This window comes from Gordonia sp. UBA5067, assembly GCF_002414845.1.
GTDB lineage: Bacteria > Actinomycetota > Actinomycetes > Mycobacteriales > Mycobacteriaceae > Gordonia > Gordonia defluvii.
In genome coordinates this window covers 13,138-36,577 of the sequence record NZ_DIAX01000045.1, presented here as the reverse complement: position 1 = coordinate 36,577, position 23,440 = coordinate 13,138, and the positions used below count along the sequence as shown (strand labels likewise).

Annotated in this window: 24 protein-coding genes; 4 read left to right on the top strand and 20 right to left on the bottom strand. The window is 68.1% G+C overall.

The window, feature by feature from the left end; translation table 11 throughout:
* Positions 1–103 precede the first annotated feature (103 nt).
* Positions 104–1,240 carry a class I SAM-dependent methyltransferase gene (locus tag B4M62_RS06900; protein WP_290706240.1) on the top strand — a complete coding sequence of 379 codons (1,137 nt, stop codon included), beginning with the start codon at positions 104–106 and terminating at the stop codon, positions 1,238–1,240.
* A gap of 1 nt (position 1,241) precedes the next feature.
* Here the strand turns inward: B4M62_RS06900 and B4M62_RS06895 are convergent, their stop codons facing one another.
* From B4M62_RS06895 to B4M62_RS06870, 6 genes are all read right to left on the bottom strand, one after another.
* Positions 1,242–1,838, bottom strand: a complete 597-nt coding sequence (locus B4M62_RS06895; RefSeq protein ID WP_290706239.1) for a TetR/AcrR family transcriptional regulator — start codon at positions 1,836–1,838, stop codon at positions 1,242–1,244.
* A gap of 140 nt (positions 1,839–1,978) precedes the next feature.
* Positions 1,979–3,151, bottom strand: coding sequence for a serine hydrolase domain-containing protein (locus B4M62_RS06890; RefSeq protein WP_290706238.1), 1,173 nt, complete (start codon positions 3,149–3,151; stop codon positions 1,979–1,981).
* A gap of 50 nt (positions 3,152–3,201) precedes the next feature.
* Positions 3,202–4,710: an aldehyde dehydrogenase family protein gene (locus B4M62_RS06885; RefSeq protein WP_290706237.1), complete on the bottom strand. Its 1,509-nt coding sequence runs from the start codon at positions 4,708–4,710 to the stop codon at positions 3,202–3,204.
* Between the two features lie 85 nt (positions 4,711–4,795).
* Positions 4,796–5,950: an acetyl-CoA C-acetyltransferase gene (locus tag B4M62_RS06880; protein ID WP_290706236.1), complete on the bottom strand. Its 1,155-nt coding sequence runs from the start codon at positions 5,948–5,950 to the stop codon at positions 4,796–4,798.
* Positions 5,951–5,965: 15 nt separating this feature from the next.
* Positions 5,966–6,775 (bottom strand): SDR family oxidoreductase, encoded by an 810-nt coding sequence (locus B4M62_RS06875; protein ID WP_290706235.1) that lies wholly within the window; start codon positions 6,773–6,775, stop codon positions 5,966–5,968.
* Positions 6,772–8,070, bottom strand: coding sequence for an acyl-CoA dehydrogenase family protein (locus B4M62_RS06870; RefSeq protein WP_290706234.1), 1,299 nt, complete (start codon positions 8,068–8,070; stop codon positions 6,772–6,774). The genes B4M62_RS06875 and B4M62_RS06870 overlap by 4 nt, the downstream gene beginning before the upstream one ends.
* Positions 8,071–8,112: 42 nt before the next feature.
* On the opposite strand from B4M62_RS06870, the gene B4M62_RS06865 reads away from it, so the two are divergent.
* Positions 8,113–9,687: a FadD3 family acyl-CoA ligase gene (locus tag B4M62_RS06865; protein ID WP_290706233.1), complete on the top strand. Its 1,575-nt coding sequence runs from the start codon at positions 8,113–8,115 to the stop codon at positions 9,685–9,687.
* A 39-nt stretch (positions 9,688–9,726) separates the two neighbouring features.
* Here the strand turns inward: B4M62_RS06865 and B4M62_RS06860 are convergent, their stop codons facing one another.
* Entirely contained in the window at positions 9,727–10,137 is a 411-nt protein-coding gene (locus tag B4M62_RS06860) for a DUF5313 family protein (RefSeq protein ID WP_290706232.1), read from the bottom strand.
* Between the two features lie 78 nt (positions 10,138–10,215).
* Between B4M62_RS06860 and B4M62_RS06855 the strand changes: the two genes are divergently transcribed.
* Positions 10,216–11,709: an AAA family ATPase gene (locus B4M62_RS06855; RefSeq protein ID WP_290706231.1), complete on the top strand. Its 1,494-nt coding sequence runs from the start codon at positions 10,216–10,218 to the stop codon at positions 11,707–11,709.
* Here B4M62_RS06855 and lysS read toward each other — a convergent pair.
* Together lysS and B4M62_RS06845 are read right to left on the bottom strand one after the other, a co-directional pair.
* Entirely contained in the window at positions 11,706–13,265 is a 1,560-nt protein-coding gene (lysS, locus tag B4M62_RS06850) for a lysine--tRNA ligase (RefSeq protein WP_290706230.1), read from the bottom strand. The two genes, B4M62_RS06855 and lysS, sit on opposite strands and share 4 nt — an antisense overlap.
* A 54-nt stretch (positions 13,266–13,319) precedes the next feature.
* Positions 13,320–13,745 carry a rhodanese-like domain-containing protein gene (locus B4M62_RS06845; protein ID WP_290706229.1) on the bottom strand — a complete coding sequence of 142 codons (426 nt, stop codon included), beginning with the start codon at positions 13,743–13,745 and terminating at the stop codon, positions 13,320–13,322.
* A 317-nt stretch (positions 13,746–14,062) separates the two neighbouring features.
* Between B4M62_RS06845 and B4M62_RS06840 the strand changes: the two genes are divergently transcribed.
* Positions 14,063–14,596 carry a LysM peptidoglycan-binding domain-containing protein gene (locus B4M62_RS06840; RefSeq protein WP_290706228.1) on the top strand — a complete coding sequence of 178 codons (534 nt, stop codon included), beginning with the start codon at positions 14,063–14,065 and terminating at the stop codon, positions 14,594–14,596.
* Positions 14,597–14,732: 136 nt separating this feature from the next.
* On the opposite strand, the gene B4M62_RS06835 is transcribed toward B4M62_RS06840, so the two are convergent.
* The 11 genes from B4M62_RS06835 to B4M62_RS06785 all read right to left on the bottom strand — a co-directional run.
* Positions 14,733–15,551, bottom strand: coding sequence for a type III pantothenate kinase (locus tag B4M62_RS06835; protein ID WP_290706227.1), 819 nt, complete (start codon positions 15,549–15,551; stop codon positions 14,733–14,735).
* Positions 15,551–16,000: an aspartate 1-decarboxylase gene (panD, locus tag B4M62_RS06830; RefSeq protein ID WP_290706226.1), complete on the bottom strand. Its 450-nt coding sequence runs from the start codon at positions 15,998–16,000 to the stop codon at positions 15,551–15,553. Before panD ends, B4M62_RS06835 begins: the two co-directional genes overlap by 1 nt.
* A 1-nt stretch (position 16,001) precedes the next feature.
* Positions 16,002–16,931, bottom strand: coding sequence for a pantoate--beta-alanine ligase (gene panC, locus B4M62_RS06825; protein ID WP_290706225.1), 930 nt, complete (start codon positions 16,929–16,931; stop codon positions 16,002–16,004).
* Positions 16,928–17,878, bottom strand: a complete 951-nt coding sequence (locus B4M62_RS06820) for a Rossmann-like and DUF2520 domain-containing protein (protein WP_414651803.1) — start codon at positions 17,876–17,878, stop codon at positions 16,928–16,930. The genes panC and B4M62_RS06820 overlap by 4 nt, the downstream gene beginning before the upstream one ends.
* Before the next feature lie 92 nt (positions 17,879–17,970).
* A complete protein-coding gene (locus tag B4M62_RS06815; RefSeq protein WP_290706224.1) occupies positions 17,971–19,014 on the bottom strand; it encodes a DUF6779 domain-containing protein in 1,044 nt (347 codons plus the stop codon).
* A gap of 83 nt (positions 19,015–19,097) precedes the next feature.
* Positions 19,098–19,628 carry a DUF3180 domain-containing protein gene (locus B4M62_RS06810; RefSeq protein WP_290706223.1) on the bottom strand — a complete coding sequence of 177 codons (531 nt, stop codon included), beginning with the start codon at positions 19,626–19,628 and terminating at the stop codon, positions 19,098–19,100.
* The gene (gene folK, locus B4M62_RS06805) at positions 19,625–20,170 is read right to left on the bottom strand and encodes a 2-amino-4-hydroxy-6-hydroxymethyldihydropteridine diphosphokinase (protein WP_290706222.1); all 546 of its coding nucleotides are present in this window, start codon (positions 20,168–20,170) and stop codon (positions 19,625–19,627) included. The genes B4M62_RS06810 and folK overlap by 4 nt, the downstream gene beginning before the upstream one ends.
* Positions 20,167–20,553: a dihydroneopterin aldolase gene (gene folB, locus B4M62_RS06800; protein ID WP_290706221.1), complete on the bottom strand. Its 387-nt coding sequence runs from the start codon at positions 20,551–20,553 to the stop codon at positions 20,167–20,169. The genes folK and folB overlap by 4 nt, the downstream gene beginning before the upstream one ends.
* Complete coding sequence (gene folP, locus B4M62_RS06795) at positions 20,546–21,403, bottom strand: dihydropteroate synthase (protein ID WP_290706406.1); 858 nt, start codon at positions 21,401–21,403, stop codon at positions 20,546–20,548. Before folP ends, folB begins: the two co-directional genes overlap by 8 nt.
* A gap of 25 nt (positions 21,404–21,428) precedes the next feature.
* Complete coding sequence (folE, locus tag B4M62_RS06790) at positions 21,429–22,040, bottom strand: GTP cyclohydrolase I FolE (RefSeq protein WP_290706220.1); 612 nt, start codon at positions 22,038–22,040, stop codon at positions 21,429–21,431.
* Positions 22,030–23,440: ATP-dependent metallopeptidase FtsH/Yme1/Tma family protein (locus B4M62_RS06785; protein WP_290706219.1), on the bottom strand; the 1,411-nt coding region annotated here is incomplete at its 5' end. The genes folE and B4M62_RS06785, both read right to left, overlap by 11 nt.

The following is a 23,440-nucleotide window of genomic DNA, read 5'->3' as shown; positions in this document are numbered from 1 at the left end:
CCGGGCAAAGCAAGCAGCAGAGCACGGTGCCGATCCGGGTGTACATGCGGGGTCAGGTGATCGGCACAATTCCTGCCGATCGGGACGACGTAGGCTCTTGTTCGTGAATCTGCGCCGCTTCCCCGACGTCGAGGGACCCGGATTGGTCGCCGTCGATGCGGCAGATCGGCTAATCCTCGACGAGCTCCCGGCACTGCCGGGCCCAGCACCGCGGGCCCGCAACGAAGTAGCAGTCATCGACGACGCCTATGGGGCACTAACCCTGGGGCTGGTCGGCCTCATCGACGGTCCGGGCAAGATTCGCGTACACCAGGACCTGGTCACCGGAGAGCGAGCCCTCGCCGCCAACGCCGAGCGCAACACCACCACGGGGTATCACTCGATGCGGTGGGGTCCCGAACTCTTCGACGGCGCACGGCTTGTCGTGATGCGACTGCCGCGATCACTCGACCGGCTCACCGAAGTCAGCGCCCTGATCGCAGCGCGGGCCGCACCCGACGTGGTCGTCGTGGCCGGCGGGCGAATCAAACACATGACACCGCGGATGAACGACGTCCTGCGCGAGGTGTTCGACCGCGTCGACGTCAGTCATGCGCGACAAAAGTCGCGCGTTCTGTTCGCCCGCGGTCCACGGACCGGCGCCGCCGATCGCCTACTCCTCGAGTGGCCGCGTACCGAGTTCCACCCCGGCCTCGATCTCACCATTGCCGCCCACGGGGGCGTGTTCGCCGGCACCGGCGTCGATATCGGCACCCGGCTGCTGCTGGCACATCTGGCCCGCCCCGCACAGAACGGGCTGCCCGACGTCGAGACGGTCGTCGACCTCGGCTGCGGAAACGGGACCGTGTCCGCATGGTTCGGCCGGGCGCACCCCGACGTTCGGATCGTCGCCGTCGACCGATCGGCGTCCGCCGTCGACTCGACGCGAGTGACAGCGGCTCTGAACGGCGTCGCCGACCGCATCGAGGTCGCGCAATCTGACGGCGCCCAGATTTTGCCCGGCGCAACAGCGGACCTCGTGCTCCTCAATCCTCCGTTCCACTCGGACGCCGCGGTGTCGACGGCAGTGGCCCTCCGCCTCTTCGCCGAAGCGGGCCGCATCCTGAAACCGGGCGGCGAGCTGTGGTGCGTGTGGAATTCGCACCTGCGCTATCGCGGCGCGCTGCAGCGAATTGTCGGGCCGACCCGGCAAGTTGTGCGTAACCACAAGTTCACGGTGACCGCGTCCACCCGCCGATGAATCAGCGAGACAGGATTCCGTCGAGCACAACGCTCAAGTACTGAGCGGCGATCTCGTCGACGGGCATCGCGCCGCCCGGACGGTACCAGCGCACCGCCACCCACACCGTGTCGCGCAGGAATCGGTACAGGAGGTCCACGTCCAGGTCGGCCCGGAAGTCGCCCTCGACCACTCCACGCCGCAACACCGACTCCCACAGATCACGGAACTCGACGTTGCGCTCGTTGATATAGGAGAACCGATCTTGCGTGGCGAGGTGCCGCGCCTCATTCTGGTAGATGGCGACCGCGGTGTGACTGGCGTCGATCGCCTCGAAGGATGCCACCACCAGCTGACGCAACGTTTCGGCTGCCGACAGGCCTTCGTCGACAATCTCTCGGTACCGCTGGAACAAGGCGTCGAGGAATCCGCGTAACAACTCGTCGACCATCGACTCCTTCGAATCGAAGTGGTGGTAGAGGCTGCCGGAGAGGATTCCCGCGGTGTCGGCGATATCGCGCACCGTCGTCGAGCGCAGGCCGCGGTCGGCGAAGAGTCCGCCGGCGATACTGAGCAACTCCTCGCGCCGGGTCGCCCCTGCTGTCGGCCTGGTCGCCACAACGCCTCCTCACGTGTCTACGTCGCCCCACCCTAGCAAGTGCTTGGTTGGCGGCGGAAGGGTCGTCATCGCCACGCCAACGCCGACGAAGGCCGGCGCCGCAGCGGCACCGACCTCGACGTCTTCCGGGTTGGCGGGGCCTAGGACCCCGGCGACTGACCCTGGTGAAGGGCCAACTTCGCGCCTTTCTGGGTTCCGCTGGCAGCGCGGGTGATCATCGGCAGCAACCAGAGGAAGATTCCGAGGTCGGCGACCACCGTCGACGTCAGGCGGTTGTGGACGAACCCGACGGACATCCCGGTCTCCCGGTCGGCCCACCCGAAGCACCCGCTGTAGCCGACGTGGCCGAAGCCGTTGACCACGGGGATGGGTGCGCGATGAAAGCCGTGATTCCACGACATCGGCACGCCGAGGGCGCGATCAGCCTTCCGCCGGAACGGGCCCTCGAACGCGGCGACGGTCTGCGCGGAGAGAAAGCGCTGCCCGTCGAGCGTCCCGTCGCCGGCCAGCGGCGCATAGATGCGGGCCAGCGCGCGCGCCGAGGCGACACCGTTGGCCGCACCCATCTCGGCCTCGAAAATCGCTGGATCCTGCGCCTTGAAAAGGCGCGCACTCCCCCGACCTGCATCGATGCCGCCCGCCAGCGGGCCGAGCGGGCTCGGTAATCTACCCATCACCTTCAGCACCGGGTCGCGCAGGCCGGCGTTGCCCAGCCGAAAGGGATCGACGACCTCGGCCAGTGTCAACGGGCTACCGGGCCCGGGCGCGCCGAGCGACAACTCGTCGATCCCCAGCGGTCCCGACAGTTCGGCCGCCCACAGTTCCCGCATCGACAGCCCGGTCACCGCTCCGGCAAGGCCCGCCAGCAGCCACCCGAACGTGAGCGCATGGTAGGCCGGTTTGCCGTAGTGCCGGTCCGGCAGTGCGGCGGCCAATCGGGACTGCATCAACTCGTGGTCCAGCAATTCCGATGGATGGGCGGCGATCCCGCGCAGTTGGGAGTGTCCGCCGCGGTGCAGCATCAGTTTGCGCACGGTGACACGCTCACCGCCGGCCGAGGCGAACTCCGGCCAGTACGTCGCCACGGGTTCGTCATAGTCGATCAGCCCACGGTCCGCCAGGCGGTGCACCACGATCGCCGACAGCCCCTTCGACGCCGAGTAGAGCATTGCGCCGGTCGACGGCGTCCACGCGGCCGTGCCCCGGCGGTCACTGGTCCCGCCCCAGATATCGAGAACGGGCACGCCATCCTCATAGACGCACAGCGCACCGCCGCCGTTGATCCGGCCGGCGAGCAGGCGCCGGAATGCCACCCGAACGCGATCGAATCGCGGATCGGATATCCCATGAACCGCCATGGCCGCTAGCGCTTGGCGTTCTTGCGGATCGATCCCTTCAGGAATCGCCGGAACATCGCCATTTGCCCGTCGGTGAGCTTCACGTCGCGATCGGTGAACGGCGCCACCATCATCTCGGCAAAGCTGATCGGCAGCGTCGAGACCGTTACCGCACGCGCGTGGCTGAACGTCTCGAATCCGAACCGGCCGTGGTAATTGCCCATGCCAGACCGACCGACACCGCCGAATGGCAGACCGTGCGAGATCAGGTGCAGTGCGAAATCGTTGCCGCTGATGGACCCACTCCGGGTGTTATCGGCGACCCACGCCAGGTTTTCGTTGTCCTTGCCGACCCAGTACAGGGTGAGCGGGTGGCTCGCCGAATTGATCTTGTCGATCGCCTCGCCCAGGTCCCGGTAGGGGTAGACGGTCAGCACCGGACCGAAAACCTCATCCTCTTCGATCTTCATCCCGGCCTTCACACCGGTCAGCACGGTCGGCGGAATCTTGCGTGCGCCGGCGTCCGGAAGCTGTTCCCCCGCCGGAATGACCTGACGCTTGGTGGCGCCGAGGTCGACTGCATCATCGATCAGCCCGACGATGCGCTGGTAGTTCTTCTCGTTGACGGTCGAGGTGTACTGCCGATTGGACAGAACCGTCGGGAAGTTTGCCGTCCACCGCTCTATGACCTTGTCGGTGAACTCGCCGAGCTTGGCCTCGGGCACGAACACGTAGTCCGGGCACAAGCAGACCTGGCCACCGTTGACCATCCGCGCATCGGCCAGGAAGGAGGCCGCCTCGTCGATGTCTGCGTCGATGTCGACGACAGCTGGATTCTTCCCACCGAGCTCCAGGGTCACCGGCACCAGGTTCTTACCGGCCTCCGACGCCACCGATGCACCCACTTCGGGGGAGCCGGTGAAGAACATGTGGTCCACCTTGAGCTTGGCGAAGTCCGACCCGCCGCCGTGTTTGGGCGTGATGACCGCCAACTCTTCGATGGAGAAGTAGTCGGGCGCGTGGCGGGCGATGACCTCGGTCGTGCGAGCGGTGATCGACGAGGGGCGCATCAGCACCCGGTTGCCCGCGGCAAAGGCCGACCCGGCCGGCACGACCGTCAGCTGCAGCGGGAAGTTCCACGGCCCCATGATCCCGACGACGCCGAGTGGATCGTGGCGGAGACGCTGCTTGAAGCCGAGCAGGCCCTGCAGCTTGGCAACATTGGTCTCCTTCATCCACTTCTCGACGCTGCGCCGCTGGTGCGTCAGGTCGATCATGCAGCCGGCGACGTCCGCGGCGATGGACAGCTCGCGCGGCCGCGTGCCGAAGTCCGCGTCGAGCGCTTCGCAGATCTCCTCGGCGTTGTCCAGCAGGAGTGCTTGCAGGCGGTTGATTCGGTCAATGCGCGTCTTCGCATCCGGAATCCCGTCGCGCAGGAACGCGGCGCGCTGGATCTCCAGCAACTCCTCCATGGTGTGTGTTTCGGAGGACACCTTGTCGCCGGTGCGCACACCGGCTTCGGCAGGCTTGGTCATGTGGAACTCCCATACGTGAGACAAACACCCTGATATATCCCAGAGACTACCCCTCGGGTGGCCGGAGTCACACCCATGGTCACCGCTACAGGCGCTCGATGATCGTGACGTTCGCGGTGCCGCCGCCCTCGCACATCGTCTGCAGGCCGTAGCGGCCGCCGGTGCGCTCGAGCTCGTTGAGGAGTGTCGCGAACAGCTTGGCACCGGTCGCGCCGAGCGGATGGCCCAGTGCGATGCCACCGCCGTTGCGGTTGACCCGCGCCGGGTCGGCGCCCGTCTCCTTGAGCCAGGCCAGCACAACCGGCGCAAAGGCCTCGTTGATCTCGACGACGTCGATGTCATCGATCCCCAGACCAGCCTTCGCCAGCGCATACGCGGTGGCCGGAATCGGCGCGGACAGCATCATCACCGGATCGTCCCCGCGCACCGACATGTGATGGATGCGGGCGCGGGGGGTCAGGCCATATTCCTTCAGCGCCTTTTCCGAAACGACAAGTGCCGCCGACGATCCGTCACAAATCTGCGAGGCGACCGCGGCGGTCAGATCCGAGCCGGGAGCCAAGACGTCGAGCGAGGCCATCTTTTCCAGCGACGTCTCGCGCGGGCACTCGTCGACGACACAATCGCCCAGCGGCACGTACTCGTTGTCGAAGCGGCCCGCAGCAATCGCGGCCCGGGCGCGCTCGTGAGACTGCAGCGCCCACTCCTCCATATCGCGGCGGCTGATATCCCACTTCTTGGCCATCATGTCCGCGCCGACGAACTGGCTGATCTCGGCATCACCGAATCGTTTGCGCCATCCGGGGGACTCGGCGGTCGGCGTGGTGAAGCCGAGTTCCTGGCCGGCGATCATCGCCTGACTGATCGGGATGGCGCTCATGTTCTGCACCCCGCCGGCGAGCACCACGTCCTGCGTTCCGCTCATCACGGCCTGCGCGGCGAAGTGAATCGCCTGCTGGCTCGAGCCGCACTGCCGGTCGACGGTGGTTCCGGGTACCGCCAGCGGCATCCCCGCAGTCAGCCACGCGGTACGCGCAATGTTGCCGGCCTGCGGTCCGATGGTGTCGACACAGCCGAACACGACATCGTCGACCACGTTCGGGTCAATGCCGGTCCGTTCGACGATCGACGAGATCACATGGGCACCGAGATCGGCGGGATGGACGTTGGCGAGCGATCCCTTTCGTTTGCCGACCGGGGTGCGGATCGCGTCGACGATATAGGCCTGCGGTGTGCTCATGTGGACTCCTTGGTGTCAGGCGCGCTGGCTGGAGATCGAGACGATCTCACCGGTGAGGTAGGTGGTGTAGTCGCTGGCGAGCATCGCGATGGTCGCCGCGATCTCCCAGACCTCGGCAGCCCGGCCAAAGGCTTCTCGCGAGGCGAGTTCATCGAGCAGTTCGTCGCTGGTGACCTTCGCCAGGAACGGGTGCCGTGCGATCGACGGCGCCACCGCATTGATGCGCACGCCATACTCGGCGGCTTCAATCGCCGAACACCGCGTGAGTGCCATGACCCCAGCCTTGGCTGCCGCGTAGTGCGCCTGGCCATGCTGGGCGCGCCACCCGAGCACGGAAGCGTTGTTGACAATCACGCCACCCTGCGGTGCGTCGCGGAAGTACCGCAGCGCGGCGCGAGTGGAGCGAAAAGTGCTGTTCAGCGTGATGTCGAGGACGCGGTCCCACTGCTCATCGGTCATGTCGGCGACCGGTGTCTCGCCACCGAGGCCGGCATTGTTCACCAGGACGTCGATGCGCCCGAGTTGCTGCGCCGCCGAGGCGATCAGCGCATCAACCTGGTCGGTGCTGGAGACGTCGCAGACGAACGACACGACCTGCTGGTCGGGGAACTCGGCCGACAGCGCCGTCACCGTCTCGCCGAGACGTCGCTCGTGGAAGTCGGAGACGAGTATGTCGGCCCCCTCCAGCAAGGCGCGCCGAGCCGTGGCGAACCCGATTCCGGTACCGGCGGCGGCGGTCACGACCACCTTCTTGCCGACGAGCAGGTCGTGGCCGCCGATCTCGTCGGGCACGGCGGCGAGCGGGGAAACGGGGCGGTCAGTCATGCACGGGCCTCTCGGGGTAGGCCGAGCACACGCTCGGCGATGATGTTGCGCTGCACCTCGTTGGACCCGCCATAGAGCGTGTCGGCGCGGGTGAACAAGAAGAGTCGTTGCCACTCGTCGAGTTCGACGTGCTCGGGGTCGGCGACGTCATTGGGCCGCCCCTCCGACGTGGCGGACGGTCCGACGAGAGACTGCGCGCCCACGACCTGCATCGCCAACTCGCCCAGACGTCGATGCCAGTTGGCCCAGAGCAGTTTGGCGACCGAAGCGTCACCGGCGCTCGTGTCGAACCCGTGGGTCGTGCGGACGACGCCGATACCGTCGAGTGTTGCGCCGAGGGTTCGCCCGGCGTGGGCGCGCATGACGGTGAGCTCGATACGCGCGCGTTTGAGCGCGGTGGCGATCGCCGGCTTGTCGATCGACCCGTTTGTCGTCGCGACGGCGATCAGGTGGTCGAGCTCGCGCGCGAATCCGACCTGCTGGCCGAGGGTGGACACCCCGCGCTCGAACTGCAACAGCCCCATCGCCACCGCCCAGCCCTGCCCGGGCTCGCCGACAATCTGGTCGGCGTCGGCGACGGCGTCGTCGAAGAAGACCTCGTTGAACTCCGAGGTACCCGTGAGCTGCTGGATCGGCCGGATCGTGATGCCCGGCTGATCGAGCGGCACCAGCAGGAACGACAGCCCGGCGTGGCGCCCGGACCCGGGCTCGGATCGTGCGAGGACGAATATCCATTGGGAGTGGTGGGCCAGCGATGTCCAGATCTTCTGCCCGTTGATGACCCAGGCGCCGTCGTCGAGTCGTGCAGTGGTCGACACCCCGGCGAGGTCAGAGCCGGCGCCCGGCTCTGAGTAGCCCTGCGCCCACAGTTCGGTGACGTTGACGATGCCGGGCAGGAAGCGATCCTTCTGTTCCTCGGTGCCGAACTCGATGAGCGTCGGGCCGAGCAGTTCCTCACCCAGATGGTTGACCCGCGCAGGTGCGTTGGCCCGCGCGTATTCGCGGTGGAAGATGATGCGCTGACCCATGGTCGCGCCGCGGCCGCCATAACGCGACGGCCAGCCCAGACACGTCCAGCCCGCCTGCGCGAGGCGGCGGTCCCAGGCCAGGCGCTGCTCGAAGAACTCGTGTTCGCTGCCGGGGCCGCCGCGGCCGCGCAGATCCGCGAAGTCGCCCACCAGATTCTCGTCGAGCCACGTGCGTACCGCTCGCGCGAACACCTCATCGGCCTCGGGGACGGTGCTGGCCCATTCGCCGAGGTCGACGGCGCGGTCGGCCAGATTGATCGACGTCATGACCCCTAGCTTAACCTACCAAGCATTTGCTAGGTTTCTGTTATGGATGCGCCCGCCCCAACCACCCCGCAAGCTCTCCAACGCACCGCTGCGACCTGGCCGGACCGGACCGCAGTCATTGACGGACAGTGGGACGCAGCGCTCGATCGCACCGAGCCGATCACCCTCACCTGGCGCCAACTACTCGGCGAGGTCCGCGTCTTTGCCGCGGCACTCATCGCCGCCGGCATCGAACCCGGCGACCGGGTGGCGATATGGGCGCCCAACAGCTACCACTGGCCGATCGCCGCACTGGGAACCCACTACGCCGGAGCCGCACTGGTCCCCCTCAACACCCGCTACACGATCAGCGAGGCCGCCGAGATCATCGATCGCGCCGATGCGCGGGTCGTCGTCACCGTCGACGACTTCGTCGGCACCAATCGGCTCGCCGACTTGTTGGGCCATCCGGTCAGGGCCGGCCGCACCGTCATCGGCATCGGTCTGGACGGGTCGGGCACGATGCCCACCCCGGCGATCCCCTGGGCCGAGTTTCTGACCAGCGGCACCGAACTGGGGGCGGCCGACGCTGCGGCCGCCGCGGTCAAACCGACCGACATCGCTGACATCCTCTTCACCTCCGGGACGACCGGCGCCCCCAAGGGCGTGCTGGCCGAGCACCGCCAGACCCTGGCGGGCGCGCACGCCTGGGGAGCCAACGGCCAACTGAACCCGAACGACCGCTACCTCCAGGCGAACCCCTACTTCCACACCTTCGGCTACAAGGCCGGGATCCTGCCGAGCATCCTGTTCGGCGTGACCATGGTGCCGCTGGCGGTCTTCACTCCCGACACGGCAATGCAGATGATCGCCGAGCACCGGATCACCGTCTTCCCCGGCGCGCCCACGGTCTTCCAGACCATTCTCGACAGTCCGCAGCGGTCCGGCTACGACCTGTCGTCACTGCGCCTGGTCGTCACCGGTGCCACCGTCGTTCCCGTGGTCCTCATCGAGCGCCTGCAGTCCGACCTCGGTGTTGACACCGTGCTGACCGCCTACGGTCAGACCGAGACCAGTGGATTTATCACCACCTGCACCGGCGACGACGACGCGGTCACCGTCGCAACGACCTGCGGGCGCCCATACCCCGGCATGGCGATCAAGCTCGGAAACCCCGACGAGTACGGCGCCGGTGAGGTCCTCGCCCGCGGCGCGATGGTGATGCGCGGCTATCTCAACGACCCGGCGGCCACCGCGAAGACGATCGACGACGACGGCTGGTTGCACACCGGCGACGTCGGAACAATCGACGCGAACGGCAACCTGCGGATCACCGACCGACTCAAGGACATGTACATCTGCGGTGGTTTCAACGTCTACCCGGCCGAGGTCGAGCAGGTCCTCGCCCGCCTGACCGGGGTCGCCGAGGTCGCCGTCGTCGGCGTGCCCGACGACCGGCTCGGTGAGGTGGGTCGCGCGTTTGTCACAGCCAGACCGGGCGCACACATCGATCCCGATGCGTTGCTCGCCCACGCGCGCAACTACCTCGCGAACTTCAAGGTGCCGCGGTCGGTCATCGTCATCGACGAGTTCCCCCGCAACGCGTCCGGCAAGATCCTCAAACGCGAACTCGGCTAGCGCGCACCCCGACGTTGCGCCACCGGCATCGGCCAGCCGTCAGGCTCGGCCGTGGCGGCGTTCGTAGTCCTCGTACTCGGCCTCGTGCTTCATCCGGACCGCCTCGTCGGCCAGCGCCGGATCGAGCCCGTTTCGCTGAAGCGTTGCGCGACGATAGGACTTGTCGAAGACGAAGGTGAAGTAGAGGGCACCGAGGAAGATCGGCATCGTAATGATGATCGCGGTGCCGATACCCACGCTGGGGTAGGCGGCGAACCCGATCGGCAGCAGCAGCAGCAGGACCGGCGCCATGAACCGAATCACCACCCGGCGAGTTGCCCCCGGACCGGCGTTGTCTTCGCGCACCCAGTCCTGATACTTCGCCGGCAGCGGACGCTTGCCGTACGTGCGCCGACCGTACGCATACGGGATGAACTCCCCGATACCCGGCCGCGGATACTTGTTGCTCACCCCTTCAGCTTAGGCCTAGGAGCAGCGGGTACGGGGTGCTGTTGGCCACAGTTGCGTAGGGACCATAGGCTCGCTGCCATGGCCCGCGACGATCCGGACGCCCCCCTGGTCGAGCTACTCGCCCGCACCGGCGCCATCAGCCCCGACGCCACCCGCATCGTCACGCACGGGGCGGTGATCATCCTCGACGGCGACCGGGCCTGGAAGCTCAAGCGCCCGGTGGCCTACCGGTACCTGGACTTCTCCACCGCCGAACGGCGTCGCGACACCCTGCGGGAGGAGCTACGGCTCAACCGCCGGACCGCACCGCAGCTCTACCGCGGCGTGCACGCCATCACCCGCGACGACGGCGGTGGGGTTTCTCTCGATGGTGCCGGCGAGCCGGTCGACTGGGTGCTGGAGATGACCCGGTTCCCCGATGACGCGCTGCTGGCCCGGTACGCCGACGACGGGCTGCTCGACGACGCTCTCCTGACCGCGCTGGCCGAACGGATCGCTGCCCTGCATCACGGTGCCGAGATCTCCGGGGACACCCACGGTGCGCGCCGCCTGCTCGACGTAGTTGTCGGCAACCGGGCCAGCATGGCGCGCTATCCGGCGATCCTGGACCCCGCGCTCGCCGACACCGTCACCGATCAGCTCACCGCGCAGATCGGGGCCCAGTCGGCTTTGCTCGACGATCGGGCGGCGGGCGGTCGGGTCCGCCACGGTCACGGCGATCTACACCTGGACAATATCGCCGTCCTCGACGGCATACCGGTCCCGTTCGACTGCCTCGAATTCGATCCGGAATACGCCATCGCCGACGTTCTCTACGACCTGGCGTTCACGCTCATGGACCTGTGGGCCCGCGGGCTACGACACGAGGCGAACCTTCTCGTCAACGCCTACCTGGACGCCGCCCCCGACGACGAGTCCGGTTTTGTCCTGCTCCCGACGATGGTTGCGGTCCGTGCGACGGTGCGTGCCCACGTCCGTGCCGCCGCCGGCGATGCCGAGGAGTCCCGCGATTATCTGGCCCTCGCCCGGTCGGTGCTCGAGCCGACGCCGGCCCGCCTCATTGCGGTCGGCGGCGCGTCGGGCACCGGGAAGTCGACGCTGGCCCGGGCGATCAGCGGCGACATCGGTGCGGCACCGGGGGCGCGCGTCCTCCGATCCGACGTGCTGCGAAAACGGCTGGCCGGGGTGCCGGCACTCACCGGGCTACCGTCGTCGGGATACACCCCGGAGCGGGGTTCACAGGTCTACGCCGAACTGGGTCGACTCGCCGCCGCCGATCTGTCCGGCGGCATGAGCGTCATCGCCGATGCGGTGTTCGGCCAGAACGCCGAGCGCGAGGGAATCATAGCCACCGCGTCGCGGGCCGGCTGCGAGTTCGCCGGCATCTGGCTGGAGCTGCCCGAAGGACAGCGCATCACCCGTATCGAGGGCCGGGGCCCAGATGCCTCCGATGCCACGGCCGCCGTCGCACGCGCCCAAACCAACTCGGTGGAGCCTCCTGCCGCCGGCTGGACGTGCCTGTTATCCGACGGGCACACCGTCGCGGCCGTGACGCGTGCGCTGCGCGGTTAGTCGGCCCGCGGTTTGACCAGCGGGAAGAGCACGGTCTCACGGATCCCCAATCCGGTGAGCGCCATCAACAGGCGGTCGATCCCCATCCCGGTGCCCGCCGTCGGCGGCATGCCGTACTCCATCGCAGCGAGAAACTCCTCGTCGAGGATCATCGCCTCGTCGTCGCCCGCGGCCGCCAATCGGGCCTGATCGACGAAGCGTTCACGCTGGATGATTGGGTCGACCAGTTCGGAGTACCCGGTGGCCAGCTCAAAACCGCGCACGTAGAGGTCCCACTTCTCGACCACACCGGGAATGGTTCGATGTGCCCGCACGAGCGGCGACGTCTCGACCGGGAAGTCGCGGACGAAAACCGGCTGGTCGAGTTTCGCGCCGACGAGCTGCTCCCACAATTCCTCGACGAGCTTGCCGTGGCCGTAACCCTTGTCTGGCGGGACCTCCAGACCCACTTCGTCGGCAATCATGAGTAGTTGGTCGACGCTGGTGCCCTGCGCAACCCCATCGATCTCCGATTGTGGGACGATCTCGCGACCGAGCGCCTCCGAGAGCGACGGGTACATCGAGACCGACATCCATTCGCCAGACAAGTCGTAGACACTTCCGTCGGGCATCGCGGGCGTGAGCGTGCCCACCGCGCGCTGTGCCACGGTCTGCACAAGGCCGCGGATGAGTTCGGCGGCGTCGTCGTAGGTGCCGTAGGCCTGGTAGGTCTCGAGCATCGCGAACTCGGGACTGTGGGTGGAGTCGGCGCCCTCATTGCGGAAGTTGCGATTGACCTCGAAGACGCGGTCGATGCCGCCGACGACGCAGCGCTTGAGGAACAGCTCCGGCGCGATGCGCAGGTACAAGTTCATATCGAAGGCGTTCGAGTGGGTGACGAATGGCCGGGCCGCGGCACCGCCGTGCAGGGTCTGCAGCATCGGCGTCTCGACCTCGAGGAAGTCGCGTTCGGCTAGAAAGGCGCGCAGCTCGGTCAGCACCGCGATGCGCATCCGCGCGGTCGCCCGGGCCTCGGGGCGAACGATGAGGTCCACGTAGCGCTGTCGCACCCGCGTCTCCTCGCTGAGGTCCTTGTGGGCCACCGGCAGCGGACGCAGCGACTTCGACGCGAGGCTCCACGAGTCAGCCAGCACCGAGAGCTCACCGGTCCGCGACGAGATGATCTGGCCGTGCACGAACACGATGTCACCCAGGTCGACATCGGCCTTCCACCGCGCGAGGGCCTCCTCGCCCACCCCGTTGAAGCTGATCATCACCTGGAGTTGCGTGCCGTCGCCGTCTTGCAGGGTGGCAAAGCAGAGCTTTCCCTTGTTTCGGACGAAAATGACACGGCCGGCGACCCCGGCTTCCACCCCGGTCTCCGCGCCCGCTTCGAGGTGTCCATACTCCGCACGGATCTGAGCCAGCGGGTGGGTGCGCGCCACCGCAACCGGGTACGGGTCACGCCCCTCTGACAGGATCCGCGCCCGCTTCTCACGGCGAATACGCAGCTGCTCGGGCAGATCGTCAGTCAATTCGGACCGCCCGCTCCCAGCCGGCTCCTTGGCGTCACTCACGGGTCACAACTGTATCCGCTGGGCACGCTCGGCGGATTCTCGGGCACACCGGCGCTATTGCGGGTGATCGGAGATCATCGCCAGCTCCCCCGCGGCCAGATCGCCGTTGAGCCGATGGCGGCGCAGCGCATCGTGACCGCCGGCTAGGAAGGCAGCACCGGTGACACCGCGCGCCCGCAGGTGCCAGGCCAGCCATTCGGCATCATCGCCGTCATCGGAGATGAGCAGCCACCGCGCATCGGCCGACGCGGTGCGCAGCGAATCCCCCGTCCCCGGGGTTAGTCGCTCCAGGGCGTCGTGCGGGTCGAGCGCCAGCGCGCCGTGGATGGCCCCGCCGGCGCTGCGCCGGTCTTGGGTCCGGATGTCGACGGCACGCAGGCCCGCCTCCACCGCGACGCGGAAATGGTGGGCGGGCACAGAGAAACGGTCGCCGGACGCGGGGGCCTCGATGGGTGCGACGGGCAGGGTGGTGATGGTCATCAGAGATCTTTCCGGGTGATCGCTCAAGCCCGGGACGGGCGAGCGTTGCGGTATGTCAGAAGGTGCGGACTCGGGGCCGGCGCCACAGCAATTGCTTGCTGATGAGGCAGCTCAGCCCTGGCAACACATTCGACAACGCTTGATCACGGCCACCAGTGTGCCACGAGTGCACCCATCGGCTCAACACTTTCACGCAGCACTGCGCCCAATCCGGTTGATTTCACTACCGGTTCACCCACCTGCATACGCCGGTGGCTAGGGTGGACGAGGCATCGTGCACTGCACGGAGTACAACCAAAACCGAAGGTGGATTTTTGATGAGTGACACTCTGAACGTGGGTGACCGTCTCGGCACCGGCCAGTCGTTGACATCGGCGAACGGCGCTTACACGCTGACCCTGCAGGACGATGGCAACCTGGTTCTCACCGACGGCGGCAACGCCGTCTGGTCGACCAAGACCAACGGCAAGGGCGTCGTGCGCGCATCGGTCCAGGACGACGGCAACTTCGTCCTGTACAACGGCTCCGACGAGGGCGTCTGGTCGACCAAGACCTCCGGCGCCGGTGCTCGCCTGGTGCTGCAGGACGACCGCAACGTCGTCCTCTACATCGGCGAGAACGGCGAGTGGAGCTCCAAGACCGTGACCGACCACCCGGTCGCTGCTCCGGTCGCCGACGAGAAGCCGGCCCCCGCGCCGAAGCAGACCTACACCGTCGTCGAGGGCGACACCCTGTGGGCCATCGCCGAGCGCTTCCTGGGCGACGGCAACCGTTACCCGGAGATCGCGAAGTTCAACAACATCGCGAACCCGGACCTGATCAACGTCGGTCAGGTCGTCACCATCCCGTAAGGGACAGTTCGACGACGAGCCCCGCACCACCAGGTGCGGGGCTCGCTTGTTATCGGCCGCCCGAGTCGCGCAGCGTGATTATGACGATGCAGCGCCGATCGACGCTGCACGATCACAATCACGCTGCGGGACAGTGTCACCGACGAGCGGTCGGCGGGAACCGCACTGATTGACTTACCCGCTCGTGCACCCGCCGCAGCCCGTCGAGAGTGAGGTGGGCGTGATGGTCGGTGATCGTCTCGCACTCGCCGAGCATCAGCGGGGCCGCGTGACCGGTGGCGACGACCCGCACGTCGTCGCCACCGAAGCCGTCCACCTCGTCGCGGATGCGGTCGACCAGCCCGTCGACCTGCCCGGCGAACCCGTACAGGATCCCGGACTGCAGCGCCTCGACCGTATTTTTTCCGAGCACGCCGCGCGGTGGGCGCAGCTCGACGCGGCGCACGGTGACGGTGTGTTCACTCAGCGCATCGACGGCCAGGTTCACCCCCGGCGCAATCGCGCCGCCGAGGAACTCGCCCTTGGCCGACACCGCGTCGACGACGGTGGCCGTGCCGAAGGCGACAATGATGCACGGCGAACCCGGAAAGGATCCGCTGACCGCGACCGCATTGGCAACCCGGTCGGTGCCGACCTCCTTGGGGTTGTCCACCAGCAGCGGCACCCCGGTCCGCACGCCCGGCTCCAGCAAGACATGGGGCCCGGCGCCGAAGTATTTGTCGACCATCACCCGCAACTCTCGCAGCAGCGACGGCACGGTCGAGAGGGCGGCAACGGAGGTGACCTGATCCAGGTCGGCTTCGAGCAGTCCGCGAATGAGCAGTTCGAGTTCGTCGGCGGTCAGGTTCGGGTCGGTGTGGATGCGCCAGTCGCGGACCAGGCGCGCATGCTCGGCCGAACCGGCGAATACCCCCAGGTGGATGTTGGTGTTGCCGACGGCTGCGGTGAGCAGCATCAGGCCAGCGACGCAATGAGGTCGTCGACAACGGCACCGGCGCGCCCGCGCGGATCCTTCAGACCAGATCCGGCGGGGACATCGGCCGGGTCACTGCCTTCGGTGAGCACGCAGTTGTGGTCGTCGACAAACACGACGGCCGGCGAGTAGTCGGCCAGTTCAGCTGGGCTCAGCATCCCGTAGGCGATGATGATCACTAGGTCGCCCGGGTGGACGAGGTGGGCGGCAGCGCCGTTGATCCCGATGACACCACTGCCTCGCTCACCGGCGATCACATAGGTTTCGAGTCGATTGCCGTTGTTGATGTCGACGATGCACACCTGCTCGCCCTCGAGTAGATCGGCGGCGTCGAGCAGGTCGGCGTCGATCGTCACCGAGCCGACGTAGTGCAGGTCGGCCTGCGTCACCGTCGCCCGGTGGATCTTGGACTTCATCATGGTGCGGAACATGTCAGCTCCCTCTGGGATGGTCGGCGTGGTCGGGGACGGAAGGTGATTCGGCGCGCGGCATCCCGATTGCGACGCCGACGTTGTCGATCAGTCGCGTCGAGCCGAGCCGCGCGGCGACGAGCAGACGCCCGTCGCCGGTGTCGGGGGGCGGTCCGAGGTCGCGGCCGCGCAACTCGAGATAATCCACGACGAGCTCGGGGCAGGCGTCGAGAACGGCGCGGGTCACGGCCAGCACCTCCTGCGGCCCACCTGGTCCGGCATGTGATCCGGCGGTCAGCGCCGCCGACAAGGTGGTGGCGAGTTCGCGCTGGCGGGAATCGAGGTAGCGGTTACGGGAGGAGAGGGCGAGACCGTCGGGCTCGCGCACCGTCGGAACACCGACGATCTCGATGCCCAGGTTCAGGTCGGTAACCATCTGTGCGATCAGCACAAGCTGCTGATAGTCCTTCTCTCCGAAAAACGCGGCGTGCGGCCGGACGATCGAGAGCAGCTTGGCGACGACGGTGAGCATCCCGGCGAAGTGGGTCGGGCGCGACCGCCCTTCCAGGATCTCCCCCACGGGGCCGGGATGAACCGTGGTCCGGCGCCCGTTCGGGTACATCTGGGTATCGGTGGGGGCGAATACCAACTCGACGCCGGCGGCGCGCAGCTTCGCACAGTCCTCGTCGAATGTGCGCGGGTAGGCGTCGAGGTCCTCATTCGCCCCGAACTGCAGCGGATTCACGTAGATCGACACGACGACGGTGGTGTTGCCGGCTTTGCGCGCCTCTCGGACCAGGGTCAGATGGCCGTCGTGCAACGCGCCCATCGTTGGCACCAACACCACGCGACGACCGGTGCCGCGCAGCGCCGCGGTCACCTGACTCATCACTGCGGGGTCGCGGTGCACGGTCAGTTCGCCCGGTGCGAAGGCCCGATCGGTTGCGGTCACGATGCCTCCCCGAGGACCCGGTCCAGCGACGGTGCCGGGCCGGCGTGCGCGGCGGCGCGGCGGGCCTGCACCAGATAGGAGTCCACGATCGTGGCGTCGGCCGGCGGTGCCGTCGCACCCCATTCGCGCAGTGCGGCCAGATGTGCGGCAACGGCAGCGGCGTCCCCGCGCGCCACCGGTCCGGTGAGGGCCGACGGACCGAGGTCGAGCACATTACCGAGGGCTGCGGTCACCAGCGGGGCCAGTACCTCCTGCGCCGATCGCAGCGGCGCGGCGGTGCCCTCGGGGTCGGCACGCTCGATCACCGATCTGAGCACCGTGGCGGCGTCGCTGATCAATGCGACGAGATGGTTGGCCCCGTGTGCGAGTGCGGCGTGGTAGAGGGTGCGGTCGGCCTCGGCGATCCGGACCGGATGGCCGCCCATCTCGTAGACGAGCGACGCGCCGACGGCGTGGCCGATCTCGTCGTCGGCGGTGACCGCGAAACAGGCCGAGCGCATCCGCTCGGCGTCCGGCGGCCCGCCCACGAAGGTCATCGCCGGATGGATTGCCAGCCCCAGCGCCCCGTGGGCGGTCAGCGGCGCGAGAATGCCGGTTCCGTGGGCACCGGCGACGTGGGCCACGATAGTGCCCGGACGCGCGTGCCCGCCGTCGGCGAGCTCCCCGATGACCGCGGGCAGCACGTCGTCGGGAACAGCGAGGATGAGCAGTTCGGCGCGGGCCGCGACCGCACCGGGACTATCGAAGATCTCGGTATCGGGCAGTTGGCGGGTGACGCGCGCGCGGGACTCCGGCGATCGGGCGAGTGCGGCACCGACGACGTGGCCGACCGCTTCGAGGGCTTGGGCCAGCGCGGTGCCGACGCGACCGGCGGAAATGACGCCCACGGCCAGCCGGGCCGGCGCGGGGAGCGGGTCGGCAATACCAATCATCGGTGAATCGGTCACCGCGGATCCTCCAGTTTCGTTCCAGTCCCACCACCAGCGGCGGGTACCAGACGTTTACGTGCTCGAGGATAGTGCCACCGCGTCAGCGGTGGCTACGCGGTGTGATCGGCTTCACCCGCGATAGCCGGGGTTCTCACCGATCGGCTACCCCGGAGCTGATTGAGCAGATCTGCCGCCGAGACTCCCGACTCGTGCTGCCCCTCGGCACGGCGGCGGCCACCGGTCTCCACGGCGGACTCCGCCGTCGAGGACGGTGTCACCCATGCGACGGTGGGATTCTCCCCGTCGGCTTCGGGGCGGCCGGCCGTCGACTGGTTGGCGTGGTAATCGCCGGCCGTGTACGCCTGCGCGCCGGTCCAGGCCGCCGTGTACGTCTCCTCGACGGCAGGCGGATCGTAGGTCTGGTCGGTCGCCGGAATCGTGTAGCTCTCGGCGTCAACCGGAACCGTGTACGTCGTCCCGCCAAAGGGACTCACGTAGGTCGTGGCGTCATCTTCGACGACGGGGATGATCTCGGTGAGATCGTCCCGGCCTCCCTGCGGCGGGAAATGCCGGCCATCTGCGGCCGGCGGCGCGGTCGAGGCGAAGTCCGTGGCGGCCAACAGGCTGTCGTCACCGGTGTAACTCGACAACGCCGAGGACAGCTCGCGGAGGCGCTCATTCGGCAGCGCGACCCGATCATCGGGCAACTCGTGGCCCATCATCGTTTCGAGGCTGATGCGAAGCGCCGCAATCTGCGCTTGCAGCTCACGCAGGTCGTCACTCGCCCCGGCAGCGATATCCCGACGGATCTGGGCCTCGATGTCGGCTTCGTACTGTCCGCGGGCGGCGATCTCGCGCTCCAGCTGGAGTTCGTACACCAGTCGCATGTCATGGCTCTTCGCCTCGGCGACCTCTGCTTGACGCCGGAAGCGGGTGACGCCGATCGCCCCGAGCACCGCCGCCCACAACGCGGCGATCACCGCGACCGAGGCGTTGATCGACAACTGGTCACTCCAGACCATCATGACGCTCGCGACGAGCGCGAGGACGATCAAGAGGCCAAGGAGCCACTGGCCCGCAGCGCGCTGCGCGGACGCAGTTCGCTGAGCTGACGCAGTGCGCTTATCAGTCGAACGACTCGTGGAGGTCGCCATAGTCGTGAACTTACCCGTCTCTCGTACGATCACGGGTCAACCTACACCGGAGCGTCACATTTCGAGAATTCGCACCCATCGGTTCAGGCGGCGTCGGCGTTGGCCGCCTGGCCGTCCTCGGTCGGGTCATCGGGTGTCTTGCAGGAGTGTTCGAGCCACAGTGCGGCGACGACGAGGGTGACTCCGCCGAGGGTTCCGATGACGGTTCCCGGCTTGCTGGCATTGGCACTGGCCACGTCCTGCAGACGGAATAGGTAGAGGGCGATGGCACCCCAGGCGCCGGCCGCGACCGCGCCCAGGATCGCCGACGCCTTCGCCAGGGCGACGAGGCGGGCCACGGTTACCGGATGCAGTTGCTCACGGTCCTGACCGACTTCGTTATCGGTGACGCGCCGCCGGACCGCGAAGCCGGCGATCGCCTCGAGCACCGCCAGGACCAGCAGTGCGGCGCTGGTGTACCAGGCGATCGTCGGCAGGTCGCCGAAATTGTAGGAGACGAATACCCACGCGAGGATCGCTGCGGCGAGAGTGATCCACGCCAGGTCGCGGACTCGCGTCGGACCCAGACGCCCGTCGGCATCGTCGCGGCGATTGGGCGGTCGGGTGGCGGTCATCGGACGGCCCCGAGGCGCCACGGCGGTTCGGCACCGAGTGTCTCGATGCCGGACCGTTCGGCCGGGTTGAGGGCCGCGATAAGGTCGGCAACAGCCGGCGACGAGCCGTCGGGCAGGTCGAGTACCGCGGTGGGGTCGATGGCCAGCCACGGGATCAGGACGAATCCGCGCTCGTGTGCGCGCGGGTGCGGCAGCGTCAATTCATCGGTCGCGCGAAACACCGGCCGACCGCTGTCGTCGCGCACCGCGATCACATCCACGTCCAGGGTGCGCGGCCCCCAGTGGACGTCGCGGCGACGGTCGGCCGCTGCCTCCAACTCGGCTCCGCGGCGCAGCCAGGACGATCCGTCACGGCGGCCCGTCACGATCATGGCGATGTTGTAGAAGTCGTCCTGCTCGACTCCACCCCACGGTGGCGTGACATACACCGGGGAGATCGCGACGACGTGGTCGCCGGGCGCGGTGAAGCCCCCGACGACCACGGCCAGGTGAGCCAGCCGGTCGCCGACGTTCGACCCGACCGACAGGATCGCCGTTGTCATGGCCGCCCCCGGGCGAGCAGCGTCTTTCGCGAGCGACGGGTCACGACTGCGACGTCGGCGAACGACAGCGGGATCGGCGCCGACGGCTTGTGCACGGTGACCTCGACGGCATGCAGTCGGTCATCGGCCATGACGGCCTCGGCGATGTCGGCCCCGACTTTCTCGATCAGGTTGTGCGGTTCACCGGCGACGATGTCGTGTACGAGTTGCGCGAGTTCGCCGTAGTCGAGGGTGTCGGCGAGGTTATCGGAGTCGGCGGCGACCGACAGGTCCAGCCACACGGACACGTCGACGATGAAGTCTTGGCCGTCGCGGCGCTCATGGTCGAACACACCGTGGTGTCCGCGGACGGTCAGCCCCCGCAACTCGATTCGATCAGCCACCGATCTCTCCTGTCGTCCGGCCGGCCCATGCTTGCGCGACCGCGATTGCGTCCCGACTCGCGGCCGCGTCGTGCACCCGCACGCCCCACACCCCCGCTGCGGCGGCCAGCGCCGATACCGCTGCCGTGGCCACTTCCCGCCCCGCCGGGGGGCGGGCGACGCCGTCGGCGGCGAGCAACGATCCCAGGAACCTCTTGCGGGATGCCCCCACGAGGACCGGAAAGCCCAGTCCGACCAGCGTCGGCAGGCCGCGCAGGAGGCCCCAATTGTGTTCGGCGCCCTTGGCGAAGCCAAGCCCGGGGTCGAGGATCAGCCGATCCGGGTCGACGCCCGCCGCGACGGCCGCATCGACTTGGGCGAGTAACTCGCCACTGACCTCGCCGACGACGTCGCGGTAGGCGCTGGGTTGCCCGGCGCGATGGGTGAAGTCCTCCGGTCCATACGGCCCCGACCCGGCGCGCTCGGTCAACGGGCGCCAGTGCATGAGGATCCAGGGCAGCCCCGAGTCGGCGACCACCTCGGCCATCCGCCGGTCGGCACGTCCCCCGGACACGTCGTTGACAAAGCTCGCGCCCGCCTCGATCGCCGCCGCCGCCACCCCCGCGCGCATGGTGTCGACGGAGACATCGATGCCGTCGGCGGCCAGCGCGGCGACGAGCGGCACGACTCGCCGCGCCTCCACCGCCTCGTCGACCCGGTGCGCGCCCGGCCGGGTGGACTCGCCCCCGACATCGATGATGTCGGCGCCGTCGGCGTGCAGGGCCCGGGCGTGCGCCAGCGCGGCATCGAGGTCCAGGTACCGGCCACCATCGGAGAACGAGTCGGCGGTCACGTTGACCACTCCCAGGATCTTCACGCCGGCCCCGTCCACCACGTCAGCGGGCTATCAGTTGCAGGGCCTCGCTGCGCGACACCGCGTTGGTCTTGAAGATGCCGCGCACGGCCGAGGTGGTGGTGCTCGCCCCGGGCTTGCGGATACCTCGCATGGCCATGCACAGATGCTCGGCCTCGATCACGACGATGACTCCCCGCGGATCGAGTTTGACCATGACCGCGTCGGCGATCTGGCTGGTCAGCCGCTCCTGCACCTGCGGCCGCTTGGCGTAGAGGTCAACGACGCGCGCCAGCTTCGACAGGCCAGTCACGCGTCCGGATGCCCCCGGAATGTAGCCGACATGGGCGACCCCGTGGAAGGCGACGAGGTGGTGTTCGCACGTCGAGTACAGCGGGATGTCCTTGACCAGGACGAGTTCCTCGTGGTTCTCGTCGAAGGTCGTCTCGAGTACCGCGCCGGGATCGGTGTAGAGACCGGCGAATACCTCTCGGTACGCGTTCGCGACGCGGGTCGGCGTCCGGCGCAGCCCCTCCCGGTCGGGGTCCTCACCGATCGCGATCAGCAGCTCGCGCACGGCCGCCTCGGCGCGCGCCTGGTCGAATCGTCCGGCGCACACCCCGGCCGGGGCGCCGGGAATGCCCTCAGCGCTCATCAGACTCGGGCGCCGGCCCGTATCCCGGCGCCGTCGGCGGTTGCCCGTATGCCGGCGGTTGCCCATATGCCGGCGGCTGCCCGGATGCCGGCGGCTGCCCGGATGCCGGCGGCTGGCCGTTCGGGGGGGCGACCGGGATTCCCTGCGGTCGGCCCGGGTTGTGCGGGGCCGGCGGCCACCCTGGTGCCGACCAGCCAGCCGGAGCGCCGTAGTCGGTGCCCGGGACCGGCGCATAGCCGGTATCCGCCGGATACGCGGGCGCGCCGATGGGAGGGCGGGCCCCGGCCGGCGAGGGAACCGGATCGGGCTCGGGCGGCCACGGCTCGCCCCGCTCGATCGCCATCTCGCCCGGAGTCTTCACCGGCGGCTTATCACTGGGGGTGCGGCCGCCGAAGTCGTTGAAGTCGGAGATGCGGTCGCGCTTGGTGACGCCGTCGAAGATCTCCTCGAGATCCTTGCGGGTCAGCGTCTCCTTCTCGAGCAATTCGCTGGCGAGAACGTCGAGGGTGTCACGGTATTCGGCCAGGATGGCCCACGCCTCGTTGTGCGCCGCCTCAATCAGTCGGCGGACCTCGGAGTCGATCTCGGCGGCGACCGCGTCGGAGTAGTCCGCCTGCGCCCCCATCGAGCGGCCCATGAACGGGTCGCCCTGTTCCTGGCCGTAGCGGACCGCGCCCAGCTTCGCACTCATGCCGTACTCGGTCACCATCGCGCGCGCGATCTTGGTCGCTTGGTCGATGTCGGACGACGCACCCGTCGTCGGCTCGCGAAACACGAGTTCCTCGGCCGCACGGCCACCCATCGCCATGACCAGTCGCGCGATCATCTCCGAGCGGGTCAGGACGTCCTTATCCTGCTCGGGTACGGCCAGCGCGTGGCCGCCGGTGCGACCGCGGGCCAGAATCGTCACCTTGTAGATCGGGTCAAGGTCGGGCATCGCCCACGCGGCCAGCGTGTGGCCACCCTCGTGGTAGGCGACGACCTTCTTCTCGTGCTCGCTGATGATGTGACTCTTGCGACGCGGCCCGCCGACGACGCGGTCGACGGCCTCCTCCAGCGTTGCCGCAGTGATCACCAGCTGGTTTTCCCGGGCGGTGAGCAGTGCCGCCTCGTTGATCACGTTCGCCAAGTCCGCACCCGACATCCCCGGAGTGCGCTTGGCCAGCCCGGCCAAGTCGGCGTCCGGCGCCAGCGGCTTGCCCTGCGCGTGCACCTTCAAGATCGCCTCCCGGCCGCGCATGTCCGGGTTGCTCACGGGAATCTGGCGGTCGAACCGCCCGGGGCGCAAGAGGGCCGGATCGAGGATATCGGGCCGGTTGGTCGCGGCGATCAGGATGACGCCGGAACGCTCGCCGAACCCGTCCATCTCGACGAGGAGCTGGTTGAGGGTCTGCTCCCGC